At 46.5% G+C, this 22,470-nt stretch carries 19 protein-coding genes; 7 read left to right on the top strand and 12 right to left on the bottom strand.

The window, feature by feature from the left end; translation table 11 throughout:
- Nucleotides 1-31: 31 nt before the first annotated feature.
- Entirely contained in the window at nt 32-1,123 is a 1,092-nt protein-coding gene (locus ON05_RS11295; protein ID WP_010475094.1) for a response regulator, read from the bottom strand.
- Between the two features lie 383 nt (nt 1,124-1,506).
- Complete coding sequence (locus tag ON05_RS11290; protein WP_010475093.1) at nt 1,507-2,139, bottom strand: exopolysaccharide biosynthesis protein; 633 nt, start codon at nt 2,137-2,139, stop codon at nt 1,507-1,509.
- 269 nt (nt 2,140-2,408) lie between these two features.
- Between ON05_RS11290 and ahcY the strand changes: the two genes are divergently transcribed.
- Together ahcY and ON05_RS11280 are read left to right on the top strand one after the other, a co-directional pair.
- Nucleotides 2,409-3,794: an adenosylhomocysteinase gene (ahcY, locus tag ON05_RS11285; protein WP_010475092.1), complete on the top strand. Its 1,386-nt coding sequence runs from the start codon at nt 2,409-2,411 to the stop codon at nt 3,792-3,794.
- A 279-nt stretch (nt 3,795-4,073) separates the two neighbouring features.
- On the top strand, nt 4,074-4,772 hold the full coding sequence (locus tag ON05_RS11280; RefSeq protein WP_010475091.1) for a tetratricopeptide repeat protein: 699 nt from the start codon (nt 4,074-4,076) through the stop codon (nt 4,770-4,772).
- Here the strand turns inward: ON05_RS11280 and ON05_RS11275 are convergent.
- The 4 genes from ON05_RS11275 to ON05_RS11260 all read right to left on the bottom strand — a co-directional run bounded on the left by ON05_RS11275 (nt 4,750) and on the right by ON05_RS11260 (nt 9,184).
- Nucleotides 4,750-5,172 (bottom strand): hypothetical protein, encoded by a 423-nt coding sequence (locus ON05_RS11275; RefSeq protein ID WP_010475088.1) that lies wholly within the window; start codon nt 5,170-5,172, stop codon nt 4,750-4,752. The genes ON05_RS11280 and ON05_RS11275 overlap by 23 nt on opposite strands.
- 24 nt (nt 5,173-5,196) lie before the next feature.
- Nucleotides 5,197-6,162, bottom strand: a complete 966-nt coding sequence (locus ON05_RS11270) for a carbohydrate kinase (RefSeq protein WP_010475086.1) — start codon at nt 6,160-6,162, stop codon at nt 5,197-5,199.
- A gap of 131 nt (nt 6,163-6,293) precedes the next feature.
- Complete coding sequence (gene hemC, locus ON05_RS11265; RefSeq protein ID WP_010475084.1) at nt 6,294-7,259, bottom strand: hydroxymethylbilane synthase; 966 nt, start codon at nt 7,257-7,259, stop codon at nt 6,294-6,296.
- 140 nt (nt 7,260-7,399) lie between these two features.
- Nucleotides 7,400-9,184 (bottom strand): tetratricopeptide repeat protein, encoded by a 1,785-nt coding sequence (locus ON05_RS11260; protein WP_029315285.1) that lies wholly within the window; start codon nt 9,182-9,184, stop codon nt 7,400-7,402.
- Nucleotides 9,185-9,434: 250 nt separating this feature from the next.
- Here ON05_RS11260 and ON05_RS11255 point away from each other — a divergent pair, with 250 nt between their 5' ends.
- The gene (locus ON05_RS11255) at nt 9,435-10,373 is read left to right on the top strand and encodes an NAD-dependent epimerase/dehydratase family protein (protein ID WP_010475080.1); all 939 of its coding nucleotides are present in this window, start codon (nt 9,435-9,437) and stop codon (nt 10,371-10,373) included.
- 69 nt (nt 10,374-10,442) lie between these two features.
- Here ON05_RS11255 and ON05_RS11250 read toward each other — a convergent pair whose 3' ends face one another.
- Nucleotides 10,443-11,525 carry an ATP-dependent 6-phosphofructokinase gene (locus ON05_RS11250; protein WP_010475078.1) on the bottom strand — a complete coding sequence of 361 codons (1,083 nt, stop codon included), beginning with the start codon at nt 11,523-11,525 and terminating at the stop codon, nt 10,443-10,445.
- A 311-nt stretch (nt 11,526-11,836) separates the two neighbouring features.
- Here ON05_RS11250 and lexA point away from each other — a divergent pair, with 311 nt between their 5' ends.
- Entirely contained in the window at nt 11,837-12,457 is a 621-nt protein-coding gene (gene lexA / locus ON05_RS11245) for a transcriptional repressor LexA (protein WP_010475075.1), read from the top strand.
- A gap of 38 nt (nt 12,458-12,495) precedes the next feature.
- Here the strand turns inward: lexA and ON05_RS11240 are convergent, their stop codons facing one another.
- Nucleotides 12,496-12,693, bottom strand: a complete 198-nt coding sequence (locus ON05_RS11240) for a hypothetical protein (protein WP_010475074.1) — start codon at nt 12,691-12,693, stop codon at nt 12,496-12,498.
- A 1,272-nt stretch (nt 12,694-13,965) separates the two neighbouring features.
- Here ON05_RS11240 and ON05_RS11235 point away from each other — a divergent pair.
- A complete protein-coding gene (locus ON05_RS11235; protein WP_010475072.1) occupies nt 13,966-15,417 on the top strand; it encodes an NB-ARC domain-containing protein in 1,452 nt (483 codons plus the stop codon).
- A gap of 458 nt (nt 15,418-15,875) precedes the next feature.
- Here ON05_RS11235 and ON05_RS11230 read toward each other — a convergent pair whose 3' ends face one another.
- The 3 genes from ON05_RS11230 to ON05_RS11220 form a co-directional block, all read right to left on the bottom strand.
- A complete protein-coding gene (locus ON05_RS11230) occupies nt 15,876-17,468 on the bottom strand; it encodes a serine/threonine-protein kinase (protein WP_010475070.1) in 1,593 nt (530 codons plus the stop codon).
- A 237-nt stretch (nt 17,469-17,705) separates the two neighbouring features.
- A complete protein-coding gene (locus ON05_RS11225; RefSeq protein WP_010475068.1) occupies nt 17,706-18,941 on the bottom strand; it encodes a DUF4912 domain-containing protein in 1,236 nt (411 codons plus the stop codon).
- A 329-nt stretch (nt 18,942-19,270) separates the two neighbouring features.
- Nucleotides 19,271-19,789, bottom strand: coding sequence for a YraN family protein (locus ON05_RS11220; protein ID WP_010475067.1), 519 nt, complete (start codon nt 19,787-19,789; stop codon nt 19,271-19,273).
- A 102-nt stretch (nt 19,790-19,891) separates the two neighbouring features.
- Here ON05_RS11220 and ON05_RS11215 point away from each other — a divergent pair, with 102 nt between their 5' ends.
- Both ON05_RS11215 and ON05_RS11210 read left to right on the top strand, forming a co-directional pair.
- On the top strand, nt 19,892-20,419 hold the full coding sequence (locus ON05_RS11215) for a pentapeptide repeat-containing protein (protein ID WP_010475066.1): 528 nt from the start codon (nt 19,892-19,894) through the stop codon (nt 20,417-20,419).
- Between the two features lie 36 nt (nt 20,420-20,455).
- The gene (locus tag ON05_RS11210; protein WP_010475065.1) at nt 20,456-22,084 is read left to right on the top strand and encodes an ABC transporter substrate-binding protein; all 1,629 of its coding nucleotides are present in this window, start codon (nt 20,456-20,458) and stop codon (nt 22,082-22,084) included.
- A gap of 45 nt (nt 22,085-22,129) precedes the next feature.
- Here ON05_RS11210 and ON05_RS11205 read toward each other — a convergent pair whose 3' ends face one another.
- The gene (locus ON05_RS11205) at nt 22,130-22,432 is read right to left on the bottom strand and encodes a 2Fe-2S iron-sulfur cluster-binding protein (protein WP_010475064.1); all 303 of its coding nucleotides are present in this window, start codon (nt 22,430-22,432) and stop codon (nt 22,130-22,132) included.
- Between the last annotated feature and the right edge of the window lie 38 nt (nt 22,433-22,470).

Raw genomic sequence — 22,470 nt, 5'->3', positions numbered from 1 at the left:
CATTGTCAATAGTTTGAAATAGGTTCAGTTTTTAGGCTAAAGGCAAAAATATTGACACTTTTGTATATTTCTCTTGCTCACATTTGACTTGCAACTCACCTCCATGGAGTTCAGCAATGAGCTTGGCAATAATCAACCCCAAGCCAACACACTTATGTAGATAAGAAGCATGGTCAAATTGCATATGAGATCCCAGCGCTTGTAGCTGATTAGGGCTAGGACCTTGCCCTTCGTTCATAATCTGAAACAAGAAAGTATGACCATGAACGGAACTCTTAAGGCGTACAGAAGTTCCTAGAGAGGAATATTTAAATGAATTATCAACAATTTCTTCTATGATTTTTTGTAATTTTGGCTGTGCGAGTAGTACAGTTGCGTCTTCTAATTCCAATTGTAAATCAGAGATGCGGCTATAGTATTGAGCTTGAGAATGAGCAATATTAGTAATAACCGCTTTTGTGTCACAAATACCCGGATTCTTTCTAAATACTCTTAGGCGTTGAGAATTTTGTTCTATACTTGCTAATTCTTGATAAATGAAAATATTTTGGAGCCGTTTGTATAATAAATCTCCCGTACCCTTGATCTCATTCAAGCTATTCTGAGCAGGAGCACTATTCTGGCATTCTTCCTCTAGCGAGGACTGTGAAAGCTTGAGAATGTGTTGTAGAGGTTGATGTATTTCTACGGGAAGAGATTGAATGAGATCGCAGCAGCGATCTTTCCAAATGGGCTGATCATCAGATTGATGAGTTGATACGGTCTCTATTTGAGCATTGACTGCTCCTAATAGTTCATCTCGTGTAAAGGGTTTGGTTAAATAATCATTGGCGCCTAGCTCCATCCCTAATCTCAGATCGGTCTTACTGGCTTTTGCTGTTAAAAAGATAAACGGAACGGATTGCAAATAAGGATTTTGTCGAAGTTGGGTCATGACGCTATAGCCATCAAATTCAGGCATCATAATGTCACAAATCACTAGATCTGGCATTTCTTCCTGAGCTAGTAAAACGCCGATGTGACCGTCTTCCGCTTCGATTACATTGAAGCTTTCAGCAATTAATATTTCGCAAACAATACTGCGAATGTCATCTTGATCTTCAATGACAAGAACTTTGGACATGGTGATGATAGGTTGTGAAAATCACAAATCCCTTATGGAGGGGCTCAAACGAGCATTTCTAAAGACGAATCAATAGATGTATAAATGACTTTTATTTAATGCCACTATCTGGGTAGATGGAGCTAGATATAGACCTTGATTGTAACAGGGGTCTTTCTCTAGAATGCCCATAAACTGGACAGCTTATACTACTCCTTGCATGCAGGAGTGATGCAAGAGAGACTGTCTAAACATCTACCTCAATAAAGTAATGCAGTATTAGTTTAGCCCTACATTTTCTATGTTTCAGGTTAGTACTAGAAGAAATAGTGGTTTAAGCTACTGAAAGGTACTGAAAAAAACTAAATAAAGCTGTTCGGTGTATTTATAAGGAGAAAATGGCTTTAATTCCATAGACCCTCCAGCCATCCTTTTATTATCTCTATTAAGCTGCTTCCTCCCCAAATGAAAGCCACCAGAATTGAGATAGTGATTGCAGCGCCAAATAAACTGATGACTAAGCCACCCAAACTAATGGCTCCATCATCTTCTAATAAACCAAAGCCAGTGACGAAAATGCCAATGGCGGGCACTGTATTGGTTCCTGGGATAGGTATCATCATTGAAATGCCCATCAACGCCAATATGCAGCCAATGATAATTCGTCCCGGAACGCTGGTACAGATCGGTAAAAAGCGGGGGCGAGTAATGGCTTCAATGTTGCGTAGTCGAGGTAAAGCCTTTTTTAAGATGCCCTGTACGGTTGAGAGGGCAACTGGATGAGTCGAAAATTTTTGGGGGAACCAGGGTTGCTTAGAACCAGCAATCATCTGAACAGACAGCAGAAAGATCATCACCCCAAAGGGAACTGAGTATCCGGGCGCTGGGACCGGGAGCGCGGAAGGAAGCGCCAACACAACAAATAAGACCCCAAATACTCGTTCTTCTGCTAGAGTCAACAATTCTTGCAAAGTGACATGAGGAGGATGTTCGTTGTCTAAGAATGTGCGCTGGAGTTCTGACGACAGGCGTGCCATAAAAAATTGAGAGCAACCTCATGCATGGTAAAGGATTACGCAAAGAATACAGCAAAAAGCCGTATCCAGGAGGAATAATTGTTAGAGATGATCAACCTTCAAGAGTATCTGTGGAGACTGAATCAATGCAGTTTGCCAGAATTCACTGATAGATTAATCAGGATGGCAAATAAAGCAACTATTCATTATTCCCCGCCAAATTTATATAGAATGCCTCACTATAATTAACAGAGGATCAAATAAGTACACCCATTGTTGAGAAGGATCACATGAGCCCACAAGTTTTGACCCGAGACTATAAAGTTGCGGATATTTCCCTGGCAGATTGGGGACGTAAAGAGATGGCCATTGCTGAGGGTGAAATGCCGGCATTGATGGCGATTCGTTCTAAATACCGTGATAGTAAGCCTTTGCAAGGGGCAAAAATCATTGGTTGTATTCACATGACCATTCAGACTGCGGTCTTGATTGAGACGCTCTGTGCCCTAGGTGCAGAAGTACGTTGGTCTTCCTGTAATATTTTTTCAACTCAAGATCATGCCGCAGCAGCGATTGCCGCTGCAGGAATTCCGGTTTTTGCCTGGAAGGGTGAGACTGAAGATGAATATATATGGTGCATTGAGCAGACTTGCCGCACCCCTGAAGGTGCCTTTTGGGATGCCAACATGATTTTGGATGATGGCGGTGACTTGACGGGGCATATCCATGAGCACTATCCAGATATGCTGAATCACATTCATGGTGTGACTGAAGAAACCACCACGGGTGTACATCGTTTATTAGAGATGTTGGAGAAGGGAGAACTCAAAGTTCCCGCTATCAATGTCAATGACTCGGTCACGAAGTCCAAAAATGACAATAAGTATGGTTGTCGCCATAGCCTCAATGATGCGATTAAGCGGGGTACAGACCACCTCATGTCTGGTAAGAAGGCTTTGGTGATCGGCTACGGTGATGTGGGTAAGGGGTCTGCGGCTTCTTTGCGACAAGAAGGCATGATCGTCAAAGTGACTGAAGCGGATCCTATCTGCGCAATGCAGGCTTGTATGGATGGCTTTGAAGTCGTTTCACCCTACAACAATGGCGTGAATGACGGTACCCTTAACTCCATCAACAAGGACCTGTTGGCCAATACGGATCTAGTCGTTACTACAACCGGTAACTTTAATGTTTGTGATGCCAATATGTTGGTTTCCCTCAAACAAGGGGCAGTCGTTTGCAATATTGGTCATTTCGATAATGAAATTGATACGGCCTATATGCGCAAAACCTGGCGTTGGGAAGAGGTGAAGCCTCAGGTCCATCAGGTTTACCGGAGTGATGATTCACAAGACTTTTTGATCCTTCTGTCAGAAGGGCGATTGGTGAACTTAGGAAATGCAACGGGCCACCCTTCACGGATTATGGATGGCTCTTTTGCGAACCAAGTCTTAGCGCAAATGTTTTTGTTTGAGCGTAAGTTTGCTGACTTACCCGCAGATCAGAAGGCTGCCGCGATCACGGTGGATGTGCTACCTAAGCAGCTAGATGAAGAAGTTGCCCGGTATATGGTGGAAGGCTTTGGGGGTGTGATTACCCAGCTCACTTCTGAACAAGCCCAGTACATCAACGTTCCTGTCCAGGGACCCTTCAAAACAGAGAGTTATAAGTACTAAGTCTTTGCAGACGTGTGCTTTGCCTCGACCCTGTTAAGGGTTGAGGGCGTTTAAGACTCTTGTGTATGTTGATAATGTAAAAGGTTTATAGGGATGTATGAATATCCCTATAAACCTTTTGTGTATTCAAGGCAGATTTATTAACAGGCTAGTCCTTGGAACAAAGCGATACTGAACCCTATCGAAGAGAGTTAAGGTTCTGACTCAATAGAGTGGCCATGACCGGAATCTAGTCTGGGTGTGTTAGGCAAAAGTTTGTGTGGTATTTCAGGAGTTTATATGAAAAATTGTCCTAGATTCATTACCCCATATCAGCAATGTTTACGAGTCGTGTCTTTTTCCCTAGCAGTATTGGGCAGTGTCTCTATGGGTTCAGGGAGCTTACGAGCACAGTCTTTACCAGAGACGTCATCTCCTATCTCTGAGCCGCAAGGGCAGACTAATACGGACCGTTTATCCAGCCCTGAGAGCCAAGCGCCTAAACCCTCCTCACAACCCTCCGTCACTGAGACAGTTCGATTGGGAGATGATCGCTATGCTCAAGCGGATTATAAAGGGGCTGTAGAGGCTTATAGTCAGGCCTTGCAGGCCTATAAGCTGAATGCCTATGCACTTTACAATCGGGCCAATGCCTATCGGCAGTTAGAAGCATATGAGGCTGCGATCGCAGATTACACTACCGCCTTGAAAATTGCCCCTGATAACCTGTTTGCCTATCTATATCGAGGCATGGCGTTATACGAGCAAAAGCAGCCAGCAGAAGCCATTGCGGATTTCTCTAAAGTCATTGAACTCAATCCTAAGCATGCTCTGGCCTTTCAGAAACGGGGTGAAAGCCATTTAGCTAATAACAATGCAACTGCAGCTATTCAAGACTTAGAACAAGCAGCCAAACTATACGAAAAAGAAGAGAAATTTCGCAAAGTTAGCCAAGTACAGAAAAAACTCAAAAAAGCTAAATCTGCTCAAGGGAAGTAGTGGGCGGATCAACCGTTTGAGTTGAAAGATGTTTGGCGTACCACCATTGTTGCAATGGGGAGGGGAGCCGATAGGTGTAGAGTGTCGTGACTAAGGGGGCGGCGCCCTGATACCCCACCAGTTCAACACAATAAGATGGGTAGCGTTTAGCCGATAAATCAGCAATCAAGCGCCGGCCAATGCGGCGCCAACTGGGTTCCTTGCCTCGCCATTGTAATCGGCAGCAAGGCCACGGTAATTTATCTCGATCAAAGAGTCGACAGCAGGGACCGATCACACGATAGCTAAACTGATTGCCAGGACTTTGAAAAATATATCCTGTTGGCCACGGATGATTGATGGAGATACCAGTGATCTGGGCGGATGGTGGAGATGGAGGCATAGTCCCAGTGGTTGACATGAAAGAGTCCCCGTGTGGATCGCGCTAGGGTTGAGCTTGCAGAAAAGTGGCAACCTCATGAGCAGTGGGTTGGGCTGCGATGGCCCCTGCCTTTGTGGTTGTCAGAGCACCCACCGCACTGGCATAGGTCATCATAGCTTGAGCAGTTTGCATATCTGTAGGATGACCTTGAGTGATGAGCTGATGGATAAATCCAGCTACAAATGCATCTCCTGCACCCGTGGTATCTTGCACTTCAACGGTGAAGCTCGGACAAGTTCCATCGATATCTTGGAAGGAGTAAGTACATCCCTTTGCTCCCGCCGTCACCATAATGCCCTGAACGGTGGGTAACTGCTTCACCATCGCTGTTGGATCTGTGGTGTTCCATAACCATAACGCTTCTTCTTCAGCGAGTTTCAAATAGTTGGCATGGGGAAGGAGCTGCAAAATAATCTGGCGGGCTTCATCTGGGTCGGTCCAGAAGACGGGTCGCCAATTGACATCAATTAAGATTTGCACCTGATGCTGTTGGGCTAGATGCACGGATTGACGGACAGCCGCTGCTGATTGAGGATAAGCCAGTTCTAAGGTGCCGAGGATTAAAAAGTCGGCGTTGGCAAACAGGTCTTCGGGGATATGGCTAGCCTGCAATTGGGTATCGGCAAATGCAGCGGTGTCATATTGACCAAACCCAGCAAACGTGCGATCTCCCGCTATTGTTCGGGTGACATACACCTGACGAGTGGGAGCTGGATCCGTTTGGATGCCTTGAGTATTAACGGTGGTTTGCTGTAACAGCTCAGTGAGTTGTCTGCCAGGTGCATCGTCACCGACACAACCGATAAAGCCAGCAGAGATGCCTAATTTAACGAGTGCACAGGCGACATTGGCTGGCGCACCGCCGGGGTAAGGGGTCCAGGAGGTAACGGCTTCTAAGGCTCGACCGGGCTGATCCGCAAGACAGTCCAACAGAATTTCTCCCAGACATAACACTTGGGGATTAGACATTCTGCAACTCCTCTCAGAACGGCCTGAACCAACGATCTGGATAGTGAAGAAACCTACCCTGTTGTGGTGAAAACCAACAGAGATCTCAAAGACTAGCCAGGTCGATCCAAAAAGTGGGTGCTATCAGACTATCAGAGATCTGAGGGACGAGCAGCGGCAAATATTTCCTCTAGAATTTCTTGGGCTCCTTGTTCCCTCACTTTCAGGGCGAGATCAATTCCGAGTTGGGTGGCACTAGCAATGGGCCCTGAAACGGTGTCTTTAATCAAGCGTTTGCCGTCTAAACTGGCCACCATACCCACGAGGGTTAACTGGCCTTCCTTAAGGGTTGTATTGACGCCGATGGGAACTTGACAGCCGCCCTCCAATTCATGCAGAAAGGAGCGTTCAGCTGTACAGCGATGGGCTGAGGGTGCATGCTCTAGGGCCTTGATAAAGGCCATAATTTCTTCATCCCCTTCGCGGCATTCAATGCCTAAGGCACCCTGGCCGACAGCATGTAACGAAATATCTGCAGGGATCACCTGATGGATTCGATCGCCAAAGCCGAGTCGCTGCAATCCAGCAACTGCCAGGATGATGCCATCATATTCACCCTCATCTAGCTTCTGAAGGCGGGTATTTAAGTTGCCGCGAATATCTTTGAATTCTAAATGGGGATAGTTATAACGGAGTTGAGCGAGCCGCCGGAGGGATGACGTACCAATGACCGCTCCTTCCGGGAGGGTATCTAGCTGATACGCTTTAAAATTTTCATGGACGACTAGGGCATCTGCAGGATCAACCCGCTCTGTCACAACGCCTAGGCACAGACCTTCCGGTAGGTTCGTCGGTAGATCTTTGAGGGAATGCACTGCCAAATCGGTCTCTTTACGGAGCATGGATACCTCTAGCTCCTTCGTAAATAATCCCTTGTCTCCAATCTTAGCCAGAGCAACATCGAGGATATTGTCCCCTTGTGTGGACATGGTGCAAACTTCAAATTCGTACTCCGGAAAATGTTTTTGTAATTCTCCTTGGACCCAGTGCGTCTGCACTAGGGCTAGTTGACTTTTACGGGAACCAATCCGAATCACGCGAGGGCTGGAGGCAGACATAGAATCAAGTCGCTGTTAATTGCAGCGGTAAAGATGAACGTACCTCAACAGCTTACAGAATTGCGGGAGCACTCGAAAGAGGACTGCCTGCTTTGATAGCAAAACAGGAGCCATTTTTTTTAGGCTGAAGTCAGGAGCCGCTAGGATTGATTCTTTTGGCGTTCAACTCGCTTTTTGAGCTCTGTAATCAGGGGTTGGATGCGCTCATAATCTTGAGTAGATCCCTGCCCTTGATAGATTTTGGCGGCTTGCTGATAGTCTGATAAAGCTTCTTCGTATTGCCGGAGTGCTGAATGAATGAGGGCTCGGTTATTGTAAGCTGTGGCATTCTCAGGATTTGCCTCGATGGCTTGAGAATAGTCCTTTAGGGCGGCGTCTCGATCGCCTTGAGCAGCATGGAGGTTGCCTCGGTTGGTATAGGCAGCAGCAAATTTTGGATCGAGTGTCAGCACTTGTGAATAATCTGCGATCGCAGCTTCGTTTTGCCCAGCCGTGCTGTGGGCAATGCCTCGATTGTAGTAGGCCAAGGTATCTTCTGCATTGAACGTAATCGCTTGGGTGAAGTCTGCAATGGCCGCTTCGGTATTGCCTGCTTTCAGATGGGCGGTGCCACGATTCTTATAGGCGGCGGCATATTTGGTGTCCATTTGAATGGATGCCGTAAAATCCGCGATGGCGTCTTGGGAGTTTCCCTGATTAAGCTGGACCAGGCCTCGGTTATATAAGGCGGCGGCATATTTTGGATCTAGTTGAATGGCCTTCGAATAATCCGCCAGGGCCGTGGCATTATCTCCCACCTTGCTATAGGCGACACCACGATTAAAGTAGGCTAAAGCGGACTTGGGCTGGAATTTAATTACCTGTCCATAGTCTTGAATGGCAGCAAGATGGTTGCCGCTGGCCGCGTGAGCGCGCCCCCGGTTGAGGTACGCTTCTGGATTCTTGGCATCTCGCTGCAAGACCTGATTATAGTCTTGAAGGGCCGCTGGATAGTTCTTGGCCGCAGCAAACGCTAAGCCTCGATTTAAATAGATTTTGGTTAACTCAATATTTTTAGGGTTGAGTTGAATGACCTTGGTGTAATCTGCGATCGCAGATTGGCTATTGCCTAAGACCGTATGGGCGTAGCCACGATTGACATAGGCTAGGGCATAGTTACCATTGATTTGAATGGCTTTGTCGTAGTCTTGAATGGCGCCTTTGAAATTCCCTTGGCCATACTTTTCAACGCCTTGGCGTAAATGGGCCAGGGCCTGCTGACCGCCTTTACCCGATTTGGCTGCTGCCTTGGGCTTGGCCGGCTGAGTTTTTTTGACTGCTTTCGGTGCGGCCTTTTGGGTCGGCTGGGCAACGGGCTTGGTTTTTGTGGGTGGTTTAGCCGTCGGCGCTTTGGGGGTTGTAGGTGGTTTAGCGGTCGGTGCTTTGGGTGTTGTGGGTGGTTTAGCCGTCGGCGCTTTGGGTTTTGCGGGTTGTGCTGCTGGCTTGGCCGGAGCAGCCTGACCCGCTGAAGGTTTGGTTTGAGCAGGCTTAGCTTCAGCTGGCTTGGTTTCAGTGATTTTGGTTTGAGCAGGCTTAGCTTCAGCTGGCTGAGTTTGAGTAGGCTTGGCCTCAGCTTTTTCTGCTGAAGTTGAAGAGGGTGGAGACGGCTCAGTGACTTTGCGGGGATCCGGAGTTCGGATGGGTCCAGGAGCCTTCTCGATAAATTCGTTGGGCAATGGGGTAAGTGAAGACGGCTGTGTTGGCGTCTTGGCAGAGGAGGGCTGAGGTTGGGTGGAAGCTGATGATGGCGTCGACGTAGATGAGGCTTGGGCTTGGACTCGATCAGGCATCACTCCGTTTACTGTTGCCAATCCCCAGAGCAGTAGAGTTGAGCTTAAAAGCTTTTTCTTGAGAAGGGTTGAAGTAAAGATAGAATGACTTGCCATCGCTCTAAAAATAAACTAGTCAACGAATATTCTGGACTTACTATAGCGAGATCTGGGTGAAACAGCATGAGGAAGTCGCTTTTTCGTCTGAAATGAGGTCCATGAGACTCTAGACGATTCAAAAAGATTAATTGAAACAATTTATTAAGTATCAAGTGGAACCCTAAAGCACAACCATCTTTGGGGATAGGTTTCGTATGCTGATATGGTTCAGAATAGAGCACCACATCACCGAAGGAATTGGCATGAAATGCGCATATTAATGATGGGCGGAACCCGGTTTATTGGTATTTACCTCAGCCAGATTTTGGCTGATCAGGGGCACGACGTGGTGTTGTTCAATCGGGGAAACCATGCCCCTGCTGTGGCAGGCTTGACTCAAATTCAGGGCGATCGTACGGATGCGGCTCAGCTCAAATCGAAGCTGGCCCATGAGAAATTTGATGCCATTTTTGATAACAATGGTCGAAAATTATCCGATACTCAACCTTTGGCCACTCTCTTTAAAGATCAGGTTCAACACTTTGTGTATATGAGTTCGGCGGGAGTCTATCTCAAATCGAATCAAATGCCCCATCGGGAAGACGATCCGACGGATCCAAACAGTCGCCATCTCGGTAAAGCAGAATCAGAAGCCGATTTAGCGGCTCAGGGCTTGCCGTTTACTTCGATTCGCCCGACTTATATCTATGGCCCCAAAAACTATAACGATGTAGAAGCTTGGTTCTTTGACCGGATAGTTCGTCAGCGTCCGATTCCGATTCCGGGGAATGGTCAACATATGACCCAACTCGGACATGTTCAAGATTTAGCTCAAGCGATGGCCTCTGTCCTCGGTAATCCTCAAGCAATCGGCCAGATTTATAATATCAGTGGTGATCGCTATGTCACCTTCGATGGTATTGCCAAAGCCTGTGCCTTAGCTGCTGGCCAGTCCCCTGATGCCTTAAGGTTGGTGCATTATGACCCCGCTCAATTTGACTTTGGCAAGCGGAAAGCCTTTCCTATGCGGTTGCAGCACTTCTTTGCTGATATTCATAAGGCTTGCACCGAGCTTGGTTGGCATCCTCAATATGATCTGGTGAGCGGCCTGAAAGATTCGTTTCAAAATGACTATCTGGCTGGTCAACGCGATCAAGCTGACATTGATTTCTCCCTGGATGATCAAATTTTGGCAGCAGCGGCCTAGGGCCACTCAGGGGTTTCACACCTAAAAATTGAACGCCTCAATTTTTAGGTGTGAAGAGTCGGTAGAGCCTTAGTCTCCGAGGTAAATCCCTAACCCTCTGGCAGTTTTGACCAGCGTTCCGGTGGGGTCGACGGCTCTGTAATGTGCGATCGCATCAGTAATCGGAACACTCATCACCTGGCGATTTTGCCAAGTCACCATTTGATCAAACTGACCTTCAGCAATCAGATCGACGGCTGCGACGCCAAAAGCTGCCCCAATCAGGCGATCGGAAGGGGACGGTATGCCGCCGCGCTGAACATGTCCTAAAACCGTCACCCGGGTTTCGGCCACATGACGACTGCAAATTTGCTCAGATAAATATTGGCCGATTCCCCCCAGACGGCATTCGCCCAAGCCATCTGTATGGGTTAAGGGATCACCGCCCTCAGTCCGCACCGCCTCGGCCACGATTATCAGAGAATAGTTTTTGCCCTTACTCTGGCGTTCTTTGATTTTGGCGCAGACATTATCAATGGTGTAGGGGATTTCAGGAATCAAAATGATATCTGCCCCTCCGGCAATACCTGCACTGATGGCAATATGACCCGCATCCCGCCCCATCACCTCCAGGATAATGACACGGCTATGGCTGGCTGCAGTAAATTGCAAGCGGTCTAGGGCTTCTGTGGCAATATTGACCGCCGTATCAAATCCGACCGATCGTTCCGTTACTCCCACATCATTGTCAATGGTTTTGGGAATGCCCACCAAGTTCCAATTACCCTGTTGGGCTAGCTTACGGAGAATGGCGATGCTACCATCGCCACCAATCCCGATCAGAGCGTCTAAGCCCAGCTTGCGATAGCCGTCAATCATATCTTCGGAGCGATCGATTAGCGTGCCATCTGGCATCGGAAAGGCAAAGGGATTACCCTTATTGGTCGTTCCTAACATGGTCCCTCCTGCGGTGAGTAGAGGACTCATCTGTTGAGGTTGCAGCGCCATGGCTGCAGGGGGATCTTTCAATAAACCATGGGTGGCTTGTTGAATCCCAATCACCTCCCAACCATAATGTTCAACCGCTCGAAGCACGACTGCGCGAATCGTGGGGTTAAGCCCTGCACAATCACCGCCGCTCGTTAGAATACCGATCCGTTTTGTATCACCCATATTTACTCACTATGACCCAGAGGATTGGCATTAAAGATAGCTGTAACCTAAACCATAGATGGCAGGATCATGGGGAAATCCAGGTTGAATTTATCTTTGTCAGGGAAAGTTCAAGTCCATGATGTTCATGCTGTGTGAAGGATATGGCGCTGGGTCCGATTTTGACCAAAATTTGTCGAGTTATCCGACTTGTCTGTATACTCAAGTAGTACAGGTGTTTTATTGGTTGCTCTCTATTCTAATGGGCCTAAAGCAATAAAAACCTGTGAGATAACAATATTGACTCAATGTGCGCAGGGGCTGGATCAATCGTGGAACCTTTATCAAAAGCTCAACAAGAATTATTTGATTGGTTGGTTCAATTTATTGAACAACATCAACATGCGCCTTCTATTCGGCAGATGATGCAGGCCATGAAACTCAAATCTCCGGCCCCAGTTCAGAGTCGTTTGGATCATTTGCGTAAGAAAGGCTATGTCGATTGGGAAATTGGCCAAGCCCGGACGTTGCGAATTGTTCACCCAGAGCACTTACAGGCGGATATGGATCAGATTCCGATCTTAGGTGCGATCGCAGCAGGGGGATTAATTGAGCCCTTTGTTGAAGTAGTGGATTCTTTAGAATTCAGTCCTAAACAATTGCCCCCTAAATCCTATGCACTTAGGGTGAATGGAGACAGCATGATCGATGCGCATATTACAGATGGAGACATCGTCATTATGCGGCCCGTTCAAGAACCGAAAACTATTAAAAATGGGACAATCGTTGCCGCGAGAGTCGAAGGAGAAGGAACGACCCTAAAGCGGTTTCACTTAGAAAGGAATGAAGTCACCCTTGAGGCCGCTAATCTGAAATATCAGCCGATCAAAGTGTTAGCAACACAGGTAGAAATCCAAGGCTCTTTAATTGGAGTATGGCGAAAATATTTTTAAAAGAATGTTACGTAGTAGGTGCACTTTAAGCTCAAGCGTTATGACACCATTCTCAGCTTGGCAATCCACATATCAGATGGATCGCTGTAATAGTCAATTTCATCAATTCGATACTCTGACTGTTGACCTGCCTCGGAAATGTGAATCACATCTCCTCTTCGTACGCCTGTCTTACAAGATGTCATAAAGAAACCAGATTGATCAGGGGCTGCTTCAATACAAAAATCGCTAGACAAGGCAGAGTGCTCGTAGCGATGAACTCTGCTCTTGTGTGAGCGAACTGGTACATTCCAACGTGGAGATGAGATGGGCTGGTGGAATTGCGTGAATACCATTGATGTAAAGATCCCCCGAAAACTTAAGTCGGTGTAATATATCTTACATTATCACACTTGTCAGATGATTTTATGGTGAATAGTCTGTCTGGCTCGACCCAGCGCATTCATAAACAGGCTGGGCTTGTGTGGCTGCTATACCTGCATTGTCAGGGATGAAAGTCTTGTAGGATCGAGATACAGTAGTGGTTGCGAAGACCCGCTTAAAAAAACTAATTAGGGGTAGTATTCACGTTCCTTCGTTTAAACCAGACCGATAATCTGAGCCAGAATTTTACTAAAACTTATGACTTAATATGACTTTATTGAAGACAATAAACGTCAGGTCTATGGCCTAATAACTATAACTTCTACGTTTGATATGAGGAGGTGCCTGGTCTATATAGGGGAACAATTGCTCGTGAAACACTATCTAAAACTTGTGGGAATACACAGCGAACTGAATCGCTTGACTGATTTTAAGGGACTGTGACTAGCATCACAAACTAGTAAACTCAGTCGTTGTACAGTCGAGTAGCCAAAAGATTGGACTTAGTCTAAGTCCAATCAGCATTATTTTTTTGGATAAACCAAGAGTTGCCTTACCACTCATCAGCTGTTAGCAATCTTCTTCAAAAAAGAGTACTGTCAGCAAATTTAGTGTAGAATTGTTAAAAAAAAGTAAATAAAGTAAAATATTGCATAAATTGTTGATGCAATGCAGATTATTTTATAAGTGTGTGCATCTAGCGTTTATTTGATTTTTCAATTCTTTTCATGATTTATGAATTTCTAGAAAAGAATCAATTCTCTATTAATACCTTTAGGGAAATAGATGAATTTGTTAGATCGGTTAAGGTTTATGGCTCTCCTGTAATTGATTTTTCTCTGAATATTTAGCAAAAATAATTGCTGATTTGCCAGGGCATTGTATCCTCAAAATCTAGATTCTAAAGATATTAAGAGATTGTTTTAAACGGGAAAACTTAGATCTGAGCAGAGTTAACAAATTACAAAAATAACTAGCGTCAATATTTATTATTTTCTGACGTAATTTTGAAGGGCTAACTTGGGAAAGCTAATAAGGGGGGGATAGACCATCCTAATGTCGGTCTCAATAAAAGTTGGGTAAGCACCTACCCGACCCATAATTTGTATCTCCAACAAGAGGCTATTCAGAAATAGTCAAAAAATATGTATAATGGCGCCCGCAACTTTATCAATGACACAACCCCAACTCAAGCAAAAGTGGCTGATCCCCTTTATCTAGTGCCTTCCCTCCCCCAAGGACAACCGGAGTCTAAGCAAGCCTACTTAATTCTGCAGCGCCTTTTCCCAAATGCAGAATTAAGTAATATTCAAACAACCGTTTTTCTTCAGGCTTGGCAGGGAAAAACTTATCAGCAAATAGCTCAGAGTACGGGCTATGATGCGGACTACATTAAGGATGTTGGCCATAAATTATGGCGGAAATTGTCAGAACTCTTGGGAGAGTCTTTATCTAAACATAATTTTTGTTCAATTCTCAGGCGTCGATACCAGCAGTTGGAAGATGCTGAATTGGCTCAAGTGTCTCATACCGGCGGTGTGAGGACGATGCAATCTCACAAGTCGAAAAAAGGAGCAGGACGTTCACTACCCGTGTGCGATTGGGGTGAGGCTGCAGCTGTACCTGTGTTTGTGGGACGGCAGTTTGTATTAACTCAGCTGAAGCGATGGATTATTGAAGATCACAATCGCCTCATTGGTATTTTCGGTTTGGGTGGCGTGGGTAAAACGGCCCTCGCCGTGAAATGTGTGGAACAAGTTCAAAGTCTTTTTGACTGCGTTATTTGGCGATCTTTGAGAGATCAGCCAGATTTTGACGCTTTGATGATGGATTTGTTGCAGTCTATTACTGGCCAAGAAGATCTGGATCTGCCTGACACAGCTCAAGATAAAGTAACCCTTTTGCTTGCTTACTTGGACCAACATCGTTGCCTTTTAGTGTTAGATGATTGGTTCTCTGTTTTGCAGGGGCATGAGTTAGCAGGTAGCTACCAGGAAGGCTGTGAGACCTATGGTTTACTCCTAAGACGGATTAGTGAAAGTCGCCATAATAGCTGTGTCTTAATTACGAGCCGAGAACAACCTGCTGGCTTGGCATTTACTGATAATGAAGCGTTTCCAAGTCGAACCCTGTATTTAGATGGCCTAGACCAAGAATCAGGTCAAGAAGCTTTGCAAGCTTTTGGCTTAGAGGCTTCTGATGACTGTTCTGACGTTTTGCTAGAGCGTTATACTGGCAACCCTCTCGCTTTGCGCATTGCAGTGAAAACCATTGTTGATTTTTTCGCTGGAAATGTTCCTCAATTTCTGGATAGAGATGAATTGATTTATGGGGACATCAGACGGCTGTTATTACAGCAATTTGGTCGTCTTTCTAAATTAGAAATGTCTATTATGCAAAGCTTGGCAAGCCTGGATACTCCTGGTTCTTTAGCAGATATTGCGAAGGACATCTCCTTAGAGGAAAGCGATTTACTATTAGATGCTTTGGAGTCCTTACATCGCCGTTCTTTTATCTGGAAGCAAAATGGTCGTATTAGTGTTCCTCAGCTCCTCAAAGAATATATTCGAGCATCCAACAGATTAGGGAGAGCTTAAGGGTATCCCTGGATAGTTGCAGAAATGGTCTTCATCCATTATCGAATGAAGACCATTTCTGTCATTAAGGTATCAGCCTTTATCGTTTAGCGTGAGCACGATTGATCTGTATATCTGGCGGGCTTGACGTAGTTTCATCTTAAAGAAGATTGAAGCTGTGTCTCAGTTCTGGTAAAACCTGAAGGATTCGCGTCTGCAGATTCTTCAGCTTGCTTTAGTCTTGTTTAAATGCCCAGGATTGTTGGATAGCTTATAGTGCAAGGGGGGGGGATCGTCTGAAGATGTGGTCTGTTAGGCGAAAGCTGTTGATACTGATTTCAGCTCTTTAGAACTGATTCAAAAGTGTTGAGAGGTCGTTAGTCGTAAACGCACGGATAAAGATCGATGTACGCAAGAATGGCCGATCTAGATTTTCCCTCTTGAATTTGCAATAGCCTTGTAAGAGTCATTGCTGATGGCTAGAGTTTTGCAAGAATTTTTTCCTTGACGGCTTGATATTTCTGCTTGAGCAACTGCTTACTATCGACTAATGTGCCTGTAGTCGCGGTTTGCTTGGCGGTAGATAAACAATCTTTGAGCAGTTTGCATTGCCGTTCTGGAATCTTAATGGTGACGACACTGACGGGTTGACCAGGATTGGATGAATCAAACAACATGAGTAAGTAGTACCCCATCTCGCTCAGCAATTGAGTGATGTGTTGCCCCCCGTTATCCTTTAGGTCCACATAACAAGGGAGCCACCGAGGCCCTTGCTGGCGATCGAATAAAGTGGTGATCCAAAGAATGGCTGGATGAGGAGAAAAGGTACAAAGGAAATTACTATGGCGCTTACTGAGGGAACGTTGCTCAATTTCTTGTTTGGTTAACATCACCCATAAACCGACAGCCTCTTGGTCTGAAGATTGGATGGTTTGCGCAAAGACAATATTGGCAATCGGTTTATTATCTGGCCAGGATGCTCGCCATGCTAGATCCTCGGTTGACCAAAAGACAACTTGTGTTTGCTCAGCAACCGTTAAGTTCGCCCGCTGAGTGTGCTGTTGGGGAGTAATCGAGGTTAAGTCAATAGAAGAGTTGTTGATCAACGAAGGATCTACTCCAGACCCTTGATGAGTGATGCTCTTCAGGGTTTTGATGATGTCTGTAACCGATTGAGGTCTTTGAGCGGGAGACTTGGCTAAGCAACTCATCACTAAGTCTTCAAGGGCCTTAGGGATTTTCAGAGTTGGAACCACATCCCGTAAGCGTTGAGGGTGAAATTGCTGATGTGCTTGGGCCCAACTCTCAATGGTGTTGGCAGTAGCCATAATGGGGAAATAGCCCGTGAGGGTTTCGAACATGGTGATTCCCAAACTATAGATATCAGAACGGACATCTACAACTGCCCCCGAAAACTGCTCGGGTGAGCCATAAGCAACGGTTCCTACAAAGGAATGAGAGCGCATATCCTCAGACTGGCTACTGAGGAAGTCTGCAATTCCGAAGTCTAGGAGCTTGGTAAGCTCGCCTAAACTAGCATCTTTGATCAGAAAAATATTACTAGGCTTGATATCTCGGTGAATGACTTGATGTAATTCACCTTCGATATTGATACCTTGATGGGCACACTTCAATCCTGCACAAACCTGGGTCATGATGTGAATGAAGCGATTTAAGGGTAAACGACCTGCTTCAATGAGGTCATCCAAGGTTTGCCCTTGCATAAACTCCATGACGTAGAACGGAACCTGCTCGTCATGTAAGCCGTAATCTAAGACCCGCACAATATTTAGACTTTGATGGCCTAATAAGGCACCAATCCGTGCTTCTCTGGCAAAACGAGATGCGATCGCATCATTGTTGAGGGTATGGGTGAGAAATTTTACGGCAACGGTCACGTCACCTAGGAGCTGATCTTGAGCCCGATAGACGCTTCCCATAGCGCCACTGCCCACTAACTCCACTAACTTGTAGCGATCAATTAAGAGTTGACCAACCTGAATACCTGATTTTTGGCTTGGAGTTGGCGTTGACGATTGATTGAAATTAAAGTATTTGTTGAGCAGCTTCACTGACGGTGTATCCTCGGTTCTGCGAAAAACCTAGATCGCTTTAACCTTAGTTTGCCCGGAGAACAGGCTGGACCACACAAGTCAGATAGACGGGGATCACTACCCTATGCAAGGGTTTTACTTGGGGATCCTCTTTGGTACGGCCACTATATTTGTCTGCTAAGGATAAAAACGAAGCGAGAAAGATACCTTTCTCGCTTCGCATCAGAAGAGGTTAAGTTTTAAGACAAGAGAGGATTAAACTAACCATTCCAAAACAGCTTCTTCCTTGGTGTTTGTGCGGCGCTCAGGAGTTTCCCGAGTGAACTTCATGTGGATGGAGCGATTTTGCTCACCATCCGCAGCAACAGCCATGATTGGGTAATCAATTAGACCATCTTGGAAAGACATTTGGAATCGGAATGTTCCATCGGGATTGAGCTGGATGGGCTGGCCGCCAATGGTAACCGTTGCATCGGGTTCGGTGGCACCGTAGACAATCAGCTCAGCATCAGCCACTAACCAGAACTGGCGAGGTCGAATGGGCGGTGCAGAAGCCGAGAAGCCGACTCCAGACATATTGACACCAGAAGCAGTGGGGATAGCCCAGAGACCGACGCCAGAAGGAAAGACATAGGAGCTCAAGGTCGACTCATGAGCGGGAGCATGCTGCATGGAGCCATAGAGAGAACCTGCAACTCGCAATGCTTCGACGCCCTCGGCCATACCGAAGACCTCGTCATAAATGCTGTTGTCAGTAACAGGAGCCACAGGCTTCTTCTCTGGGGGCACAAGAGTTGTAATCTGCTTGCCCCGTAGGTCCATATCCCAATCGACAGTCACAAACTGATCTTCAACCCAATCGGAAGGATAGGTGGGGGGAACATGTACGGGTACAGAGCGGGCTAAGACTAACCAGCGACCATCGGCACAGCGATAGCCAATTTCGATGACGTAATCGCGATCGCTCACAGGTAGGGGGAGGTACCATTCCCGGGCTAACTCATCACAGGGATATTCCTGCACACTGTGAGGGACTTGGTAAGCCAAGTCAATATCCGTGGCATCGTAGAGACGTAATGCGAGCTGTTGTCCGCCCTGATTGCGCAAAATTACCTTATGGTCATGAGGAATATCCCAGTAGGTATAAGCCCATTGAGGATCCCTAGGCATCAGGACAATCCGAGTTTCACCGTAGCCCTCGGGTAGGTCATTTATTTCGGTATCAACAGATGCTAACTCCACAGCGTCTTCTTGCCCCACTTCAAATTTTGCAGCTTCTACCCGCTCCTGATCCGTCACAGCCCCAGAAAAGTCAGGGCTAGCTTGGTGATTCATGGTGGAAGGCACGGATGCGTTTTGCTGGGCGACGCGAATGGACTCGAGCAACTGGTCTTTGCGCATGCGGCTGTAACGTGACACCCCATAACGGCTGGCGACACGACGAAGTTGACGCAAAGTCATCTGTTCTAAAGGCAATTGATCTGGAGACATATCAGCAGAGACCTCTAAGGGTAACGAACGAGTTGAGAGCGCCAAACCATAGTTAACCTTGAGTAAATATAACTAGTTGGGGATCGCTTTGTTAACAAATATGTACGAGATCTCTGAGTTCGTCAAGGCGTAAAAGCTAGTAAAAAAGGCTGGTTTATGGAAAGTAGGTATTTTTGGGGATCTTATGGTCATGAATTCATGACATATTGAGGTCTTAAGGGGATCAGAGTCGTCTTTAGCTCTCACCCAAGAGATTCAGTACCCAGGGCAACTGCTGTGTGATCTCGTGACCAACCCCATATGGTTTGAGACGCAGGGGTTTCTTGCCGTTACAGCGTAAATGCAGATTCTATATAGTCCAGCAACATGAATTGATAGCCTCTCAAACGGATAGGCTGGTTGATCTCTACGGTAGTGACTTGTAAGTCGTCCTGCACATGGACTGTCTTGGAGGGCGAGTTTGAGTTTAAGTTGCACTGTACTAGCGCTACATCAAATTGACAGAATAGCTCCGCTAACTCAGGGTGCTTTTTCAAGTAAAGTTGAGCGGTTTTCCATAGCTTCTGTTGTTTCTGGGGTGTGATCGCCAAGAGACCATCCGCATCCCAATTTTGAGCCCGACGGGTTTTAACTTCTACGAAAGCTAGGCGAGTATTGCTATTCGAGCTAGGAGGGGAAAGGCTCGATCTGGCGATAATATCGATTTCACCCCATCGACAATGCCAGCGTCTGTCAAGAATGTGCCACTGTTGCTGGGTCAGCCATTGACAGACCAGTTGTTCACCCCACTCCCCCACTTGGAGGTTGCGGGACTGACGATTGGGACGAGGTGCGGCAGGAGGAGGCATATTTCTATCAAGCAGCCAAGAGTTCGATAGGATCAATATATGCACTATCGGCTTTATCATCCTTGATCGCGTCGTTAATCCCCTGACTTACTAACAATAATTATGAAAATGAAAGGTTTTAACTTATCCACAGCTTTTCCACAACTGAGACGAATCGTGGGGGCCTGTTTTATGGCAATGCTGTTGGTTGGCGTCAGTCTAACCAGTTGGCTGCCAACGGCTCAAGCTGATGTCTATAACAAAGAGATATTATTAAATGCCGATTTCTCGAATCGCGATTTAACGGACGCTAGCTTTACAAAGGCGGATCTGCGTGGCAGTGATTTTAGTAATAGTGATTTACGAGGGGTGAGCTTTTTTGCAGCCAACCTGGAGGATGTCAATCTGGAAGGGGCAAATTTGAGTGTTGCGACCTTAGATAGTGCCCGATTTGCTCGGGCTAATCTCACCAATGCCAATCTAGAAGGAGCGTTTGCGTTTAACGCTGAATTTCGCAAAGCGATTATTGATGGTGCAGACTTTACCGATGTCGATTTGCGCGATGACACCCTAGAGATACTCTGTGCGGCTGCCCAAGGTACGAATCCCGTGACGGGGCGGAATACTCGAGACACGTTGTATTGTGAGTAGACCGATGGTGTTGAGATGCTTGGGGAAAGGGGCTGTATGGTGAACGCGATCGCAACTCGATTCCCGCTTCCTCGCAAGTGGATCGGGCTATTTTGTCTGGTCGTGTTTTTGGTGATCAGCTGTAGCCCTCGACCGTCTGATGCGCCCTCTAATGCGGGAGACGGGCGGATTATTTTGGGCAGTACCGCCAAAATTCGGACCATAGATCCGGCGGATGCCTATGAGCTTTTCCCGGCAACCTTGCTCTACAACATGGGCGAAACCCTTTATACCTATGATTTAGACAACACCACCCTGAAGCCCCAATTAGCCACTGCATTACCCACGGTCAGTGAAGATGGTCTTCAGTACACGATTCCCTTGCGAGAAGGGGTTTTGTTTCATGATGGGACTCCCTTTAACGCCGAGGCCATGGCCTTTTCCTTGCGGCGATTTATGGAAAATGGCGGTCAACCCTCCTTCTTGTTAGCTGAACCGATTGCAGGAGTAAAAGCGTCGGGAGATTATGAACTCCAAATTACTCTCAACCAGCCCTTTGCAGCCTTACCCGCCCTACTAACCTTTTTTGGAGCCTGTGCGATTTCACCCCAGGCTTACACCATTGGCCCTGGTGCCTTTAAACCCAAAAGCTTTGTAGGTACTGGCCCTTACCAACTGGTGGATTACAAAAGCGATTTTATTCGCTTAGATGTGTTTGATCAGTACTGGGGAGAAAAACCGGCGAATCAGGGCATCAATCTACAGCTCTTATCGACTCCTGCGAATCTCTTCAACCAGTTTCAAACGGGGGCGATTGACGTGGGCTATCAAGGTTTAGAAACTGAGCAAATTCAACGCTTACAGACAGATGCTTCTGCGGCGGGTTGGCAAGTGATTGAGGCCAAGGGCAATGCCGTCACGCATATGGTATTGAATGTAAAGCAAAAACCGTTAGATCAGCCCACGGTGCGACGGGCGATTGCTCTTCTGGTGGATCGGCCTTTGATTAAGGAGCGGGTTTATCAGGGACAAGCGGAGCCGCTTTACAGCCTGATTCCCAGTACCTTCGACGCTGCTCGACCCGTATTTCAAGACAAATATGGAGATGGGGATGCGGCTCAGGCTCGTCAGCTGTTAATATCTGCGGGTTTTTCAGCCCAAAAGCCCTTAACCCTAGACCTATGGTATCCGTCTAATTATGTGGCTCGGCGGTTAACTGCGAACTTAATGAAGGCTATTGTGGAAGAACGCTCGCAAGGGATTCTCAAGCTGAAGCTGGAAGGGGTGGAATCGACCGTTGGCAATAACAGCTTGTCTAAAGGAATTTACCCCGCCTATTTAGTGAATTGGTATCCAGACTTTTTTGATCCAGATACCTATATTCAACCGTTTCTGTCCTGTAGCAAAGGAACAGAGCAGAACGGTTGTGAAGATGGGGCGAGTCGCTCCCTTGGATCTTTTTACTACAATGCCAAGGTCAATCAGCTTATTGAGCAACAACGCCAAACGCAAGATTCTCAGGAGCGCCAGACATTTTTGACCCAGATTCAAGAAATCCTAGCTGAAGATATTCCTTATGTTCCCCTGATTCAACGGAAGGAATATGCCTTTAGTGGCAAAGGGGTTGAGGGCGTCCAGATTACTAAAACGCAGCAGTTCCCGCTATGGACCATTCGTAAGTCCTAATCTGCTGCTTGGGCGAGGGATGTTGGTGACCGATCAACGGCATCTTTAATACAGCCCTTCTTCTTGATCGGTGGCAATGATGCAGTCTGACAAGGCATAGGTCACGCACAGCAAGGTGTAACCTTCTCCAATTTGGTCATCGTCTAAAAAAGATTGATCGGCTTGATCGATGTTGCCTTTAATCACTTTGCCTGCACAGGAGGAACAAGCCCCTGCCCGACAGGAAAAGGGCAGATCGAGGCCATTATCTTCGGCCACATCTAGAATATATTCGTCATCTGGCACTTCAATCGTTTCTTCAAGCCCCTTTTCCTGATTGACTAAAGTGACTTTGAAGTAGGTGGTCATTACAAGTCTCCTCATCGAAAACAGCGGAATGGTGTGAA

This window comes from Acaryochloris sp. CCMEE 5410 (assembly GCF_000238775.2).
Lineage (GTDB): Bacteria > Cyanobacteriota > Cyanobacteriia > Thermosynechococcales > Thermosynechococcaceae > Acaryochloris.
Note: the sequence above shows the minus strand (reverse complement) of the source record. Positions and strands in the feature narration are given on the sequence as shown.

Excerpts from the sequence above, each read along its gene's own strand:
- ON05_RS11260 (WP_029315285.1), bottom strand. The coding sequence starts at position 9,184 with ATGGCAAGTCATTCTATCTTTACTTCAACCCTTCTCAAGAAAAAGCTT.
- ON05_RS11280 (WP_010475091.1), top strand. The coding sequence starts at position 4,074 with ATGAAAAATTGTCCTAGATTCATTACCCCATATCAGCAATGTTTACGA.
- ON05_RS11270 (WP_010475086.1), bottom strand. The coding sequence starts at position 6,162 with ATGTCTAATCCCCAAGTGTTATGTCTGGGAGAAATTCTGTTGGACTGT.
- ON05_RS11205 (WP_010475064.1), bottom strand. The coding sequence starts at position 22,432 with ATGACCACCTACTTCAAAGTCACTTTAGTCAATCAGGAAAAGGGGCTT.
- ahcY (WP_010475092.1), top strand. The coding sequence starts at position 2,409 with ATGAGCCCACAAGTTTTGACCCGAGACTATAAAGTTGCGGATATTTCC.
- ON05_RS11255 (WP_010475080.1), top strand. The coding sequence starts at position 9,435 with ATGCGCATATTAATGATGGGCGGAACCCGGTTTATTGGTATTTACCTC.
- ON05_RS11295 (WP_010475094.1), bottom strand. The coding sequence starts at position 1,123 with ATGTCCAAAGTTCTTGTCATTGAAGATCAAGATGACATTCGCAGTATT.
- ON05_RS11215 (WP_010475066.1), top strand. The coding sequence starts at position 19,892 with ATGAAAATGAAAGGTTTTAACTTATCCACAGCTTTTCCACAACTGAGA.
- ON05_RS11275 (WP_010475088.1), bottom strand. The coding sequence starts at position 5,172 with ATGTCAACCACTGGGACTATGCCTCCATCTCCACCATCCGCCCAGATC.
- ON05_RS11250 (WP_010475078.1), bottom strand. The coding sequence starts at position 11,525 with ATGGGTGATACAAAACGGATCGGTATTCTAACGAGCGGCGGTGATTGT.
- hemC (WP_010475084.1), bottom strand. The coding sequence starts at position 7,259 with ATGTCTGCCTCCAGCCCTCGCGTGATTCGGATTGGTTCCCGTAAAAGT.
- ON05_RS11235 (WP_010475072.1), top strand. The coding sequence starts at position 13,966 with ATGTATAATGGCGCCCGCAACTTTATCAATGACACAACCCCAACTCAA.
- ON05_RS11225 (WP_010475068.1), bottom strand. The coding sequence starts at position 18,941 with ATGTCTCCAGATCAATTGCCTTTAGAACAGATGACTTTGCGTCAACTT.
- ON05_RS11290 (WP_010475093.1), bottom strand. The coding sequence starts at position 2,139 with ATGGCACGCCTGTCGTCAGAACTCCAGCGCACATTCTTAGACAACGAA.
- ON05_RS11210 (WP_010475065.1), top strand. The coding sequence starts at position 20,456 with ATGGTGAACGCGATCGCAACTCGATTCCCGCTTCCTCGCAAGTGGATC.
- ON05_RS11220 (WP_010475067.1), bottom strand. The coding sequence starts at position 19,789 with ATGCCTCCTCCTGCCGCACCTCGTCCCAATCGTCAGTCCCGCAACCTC.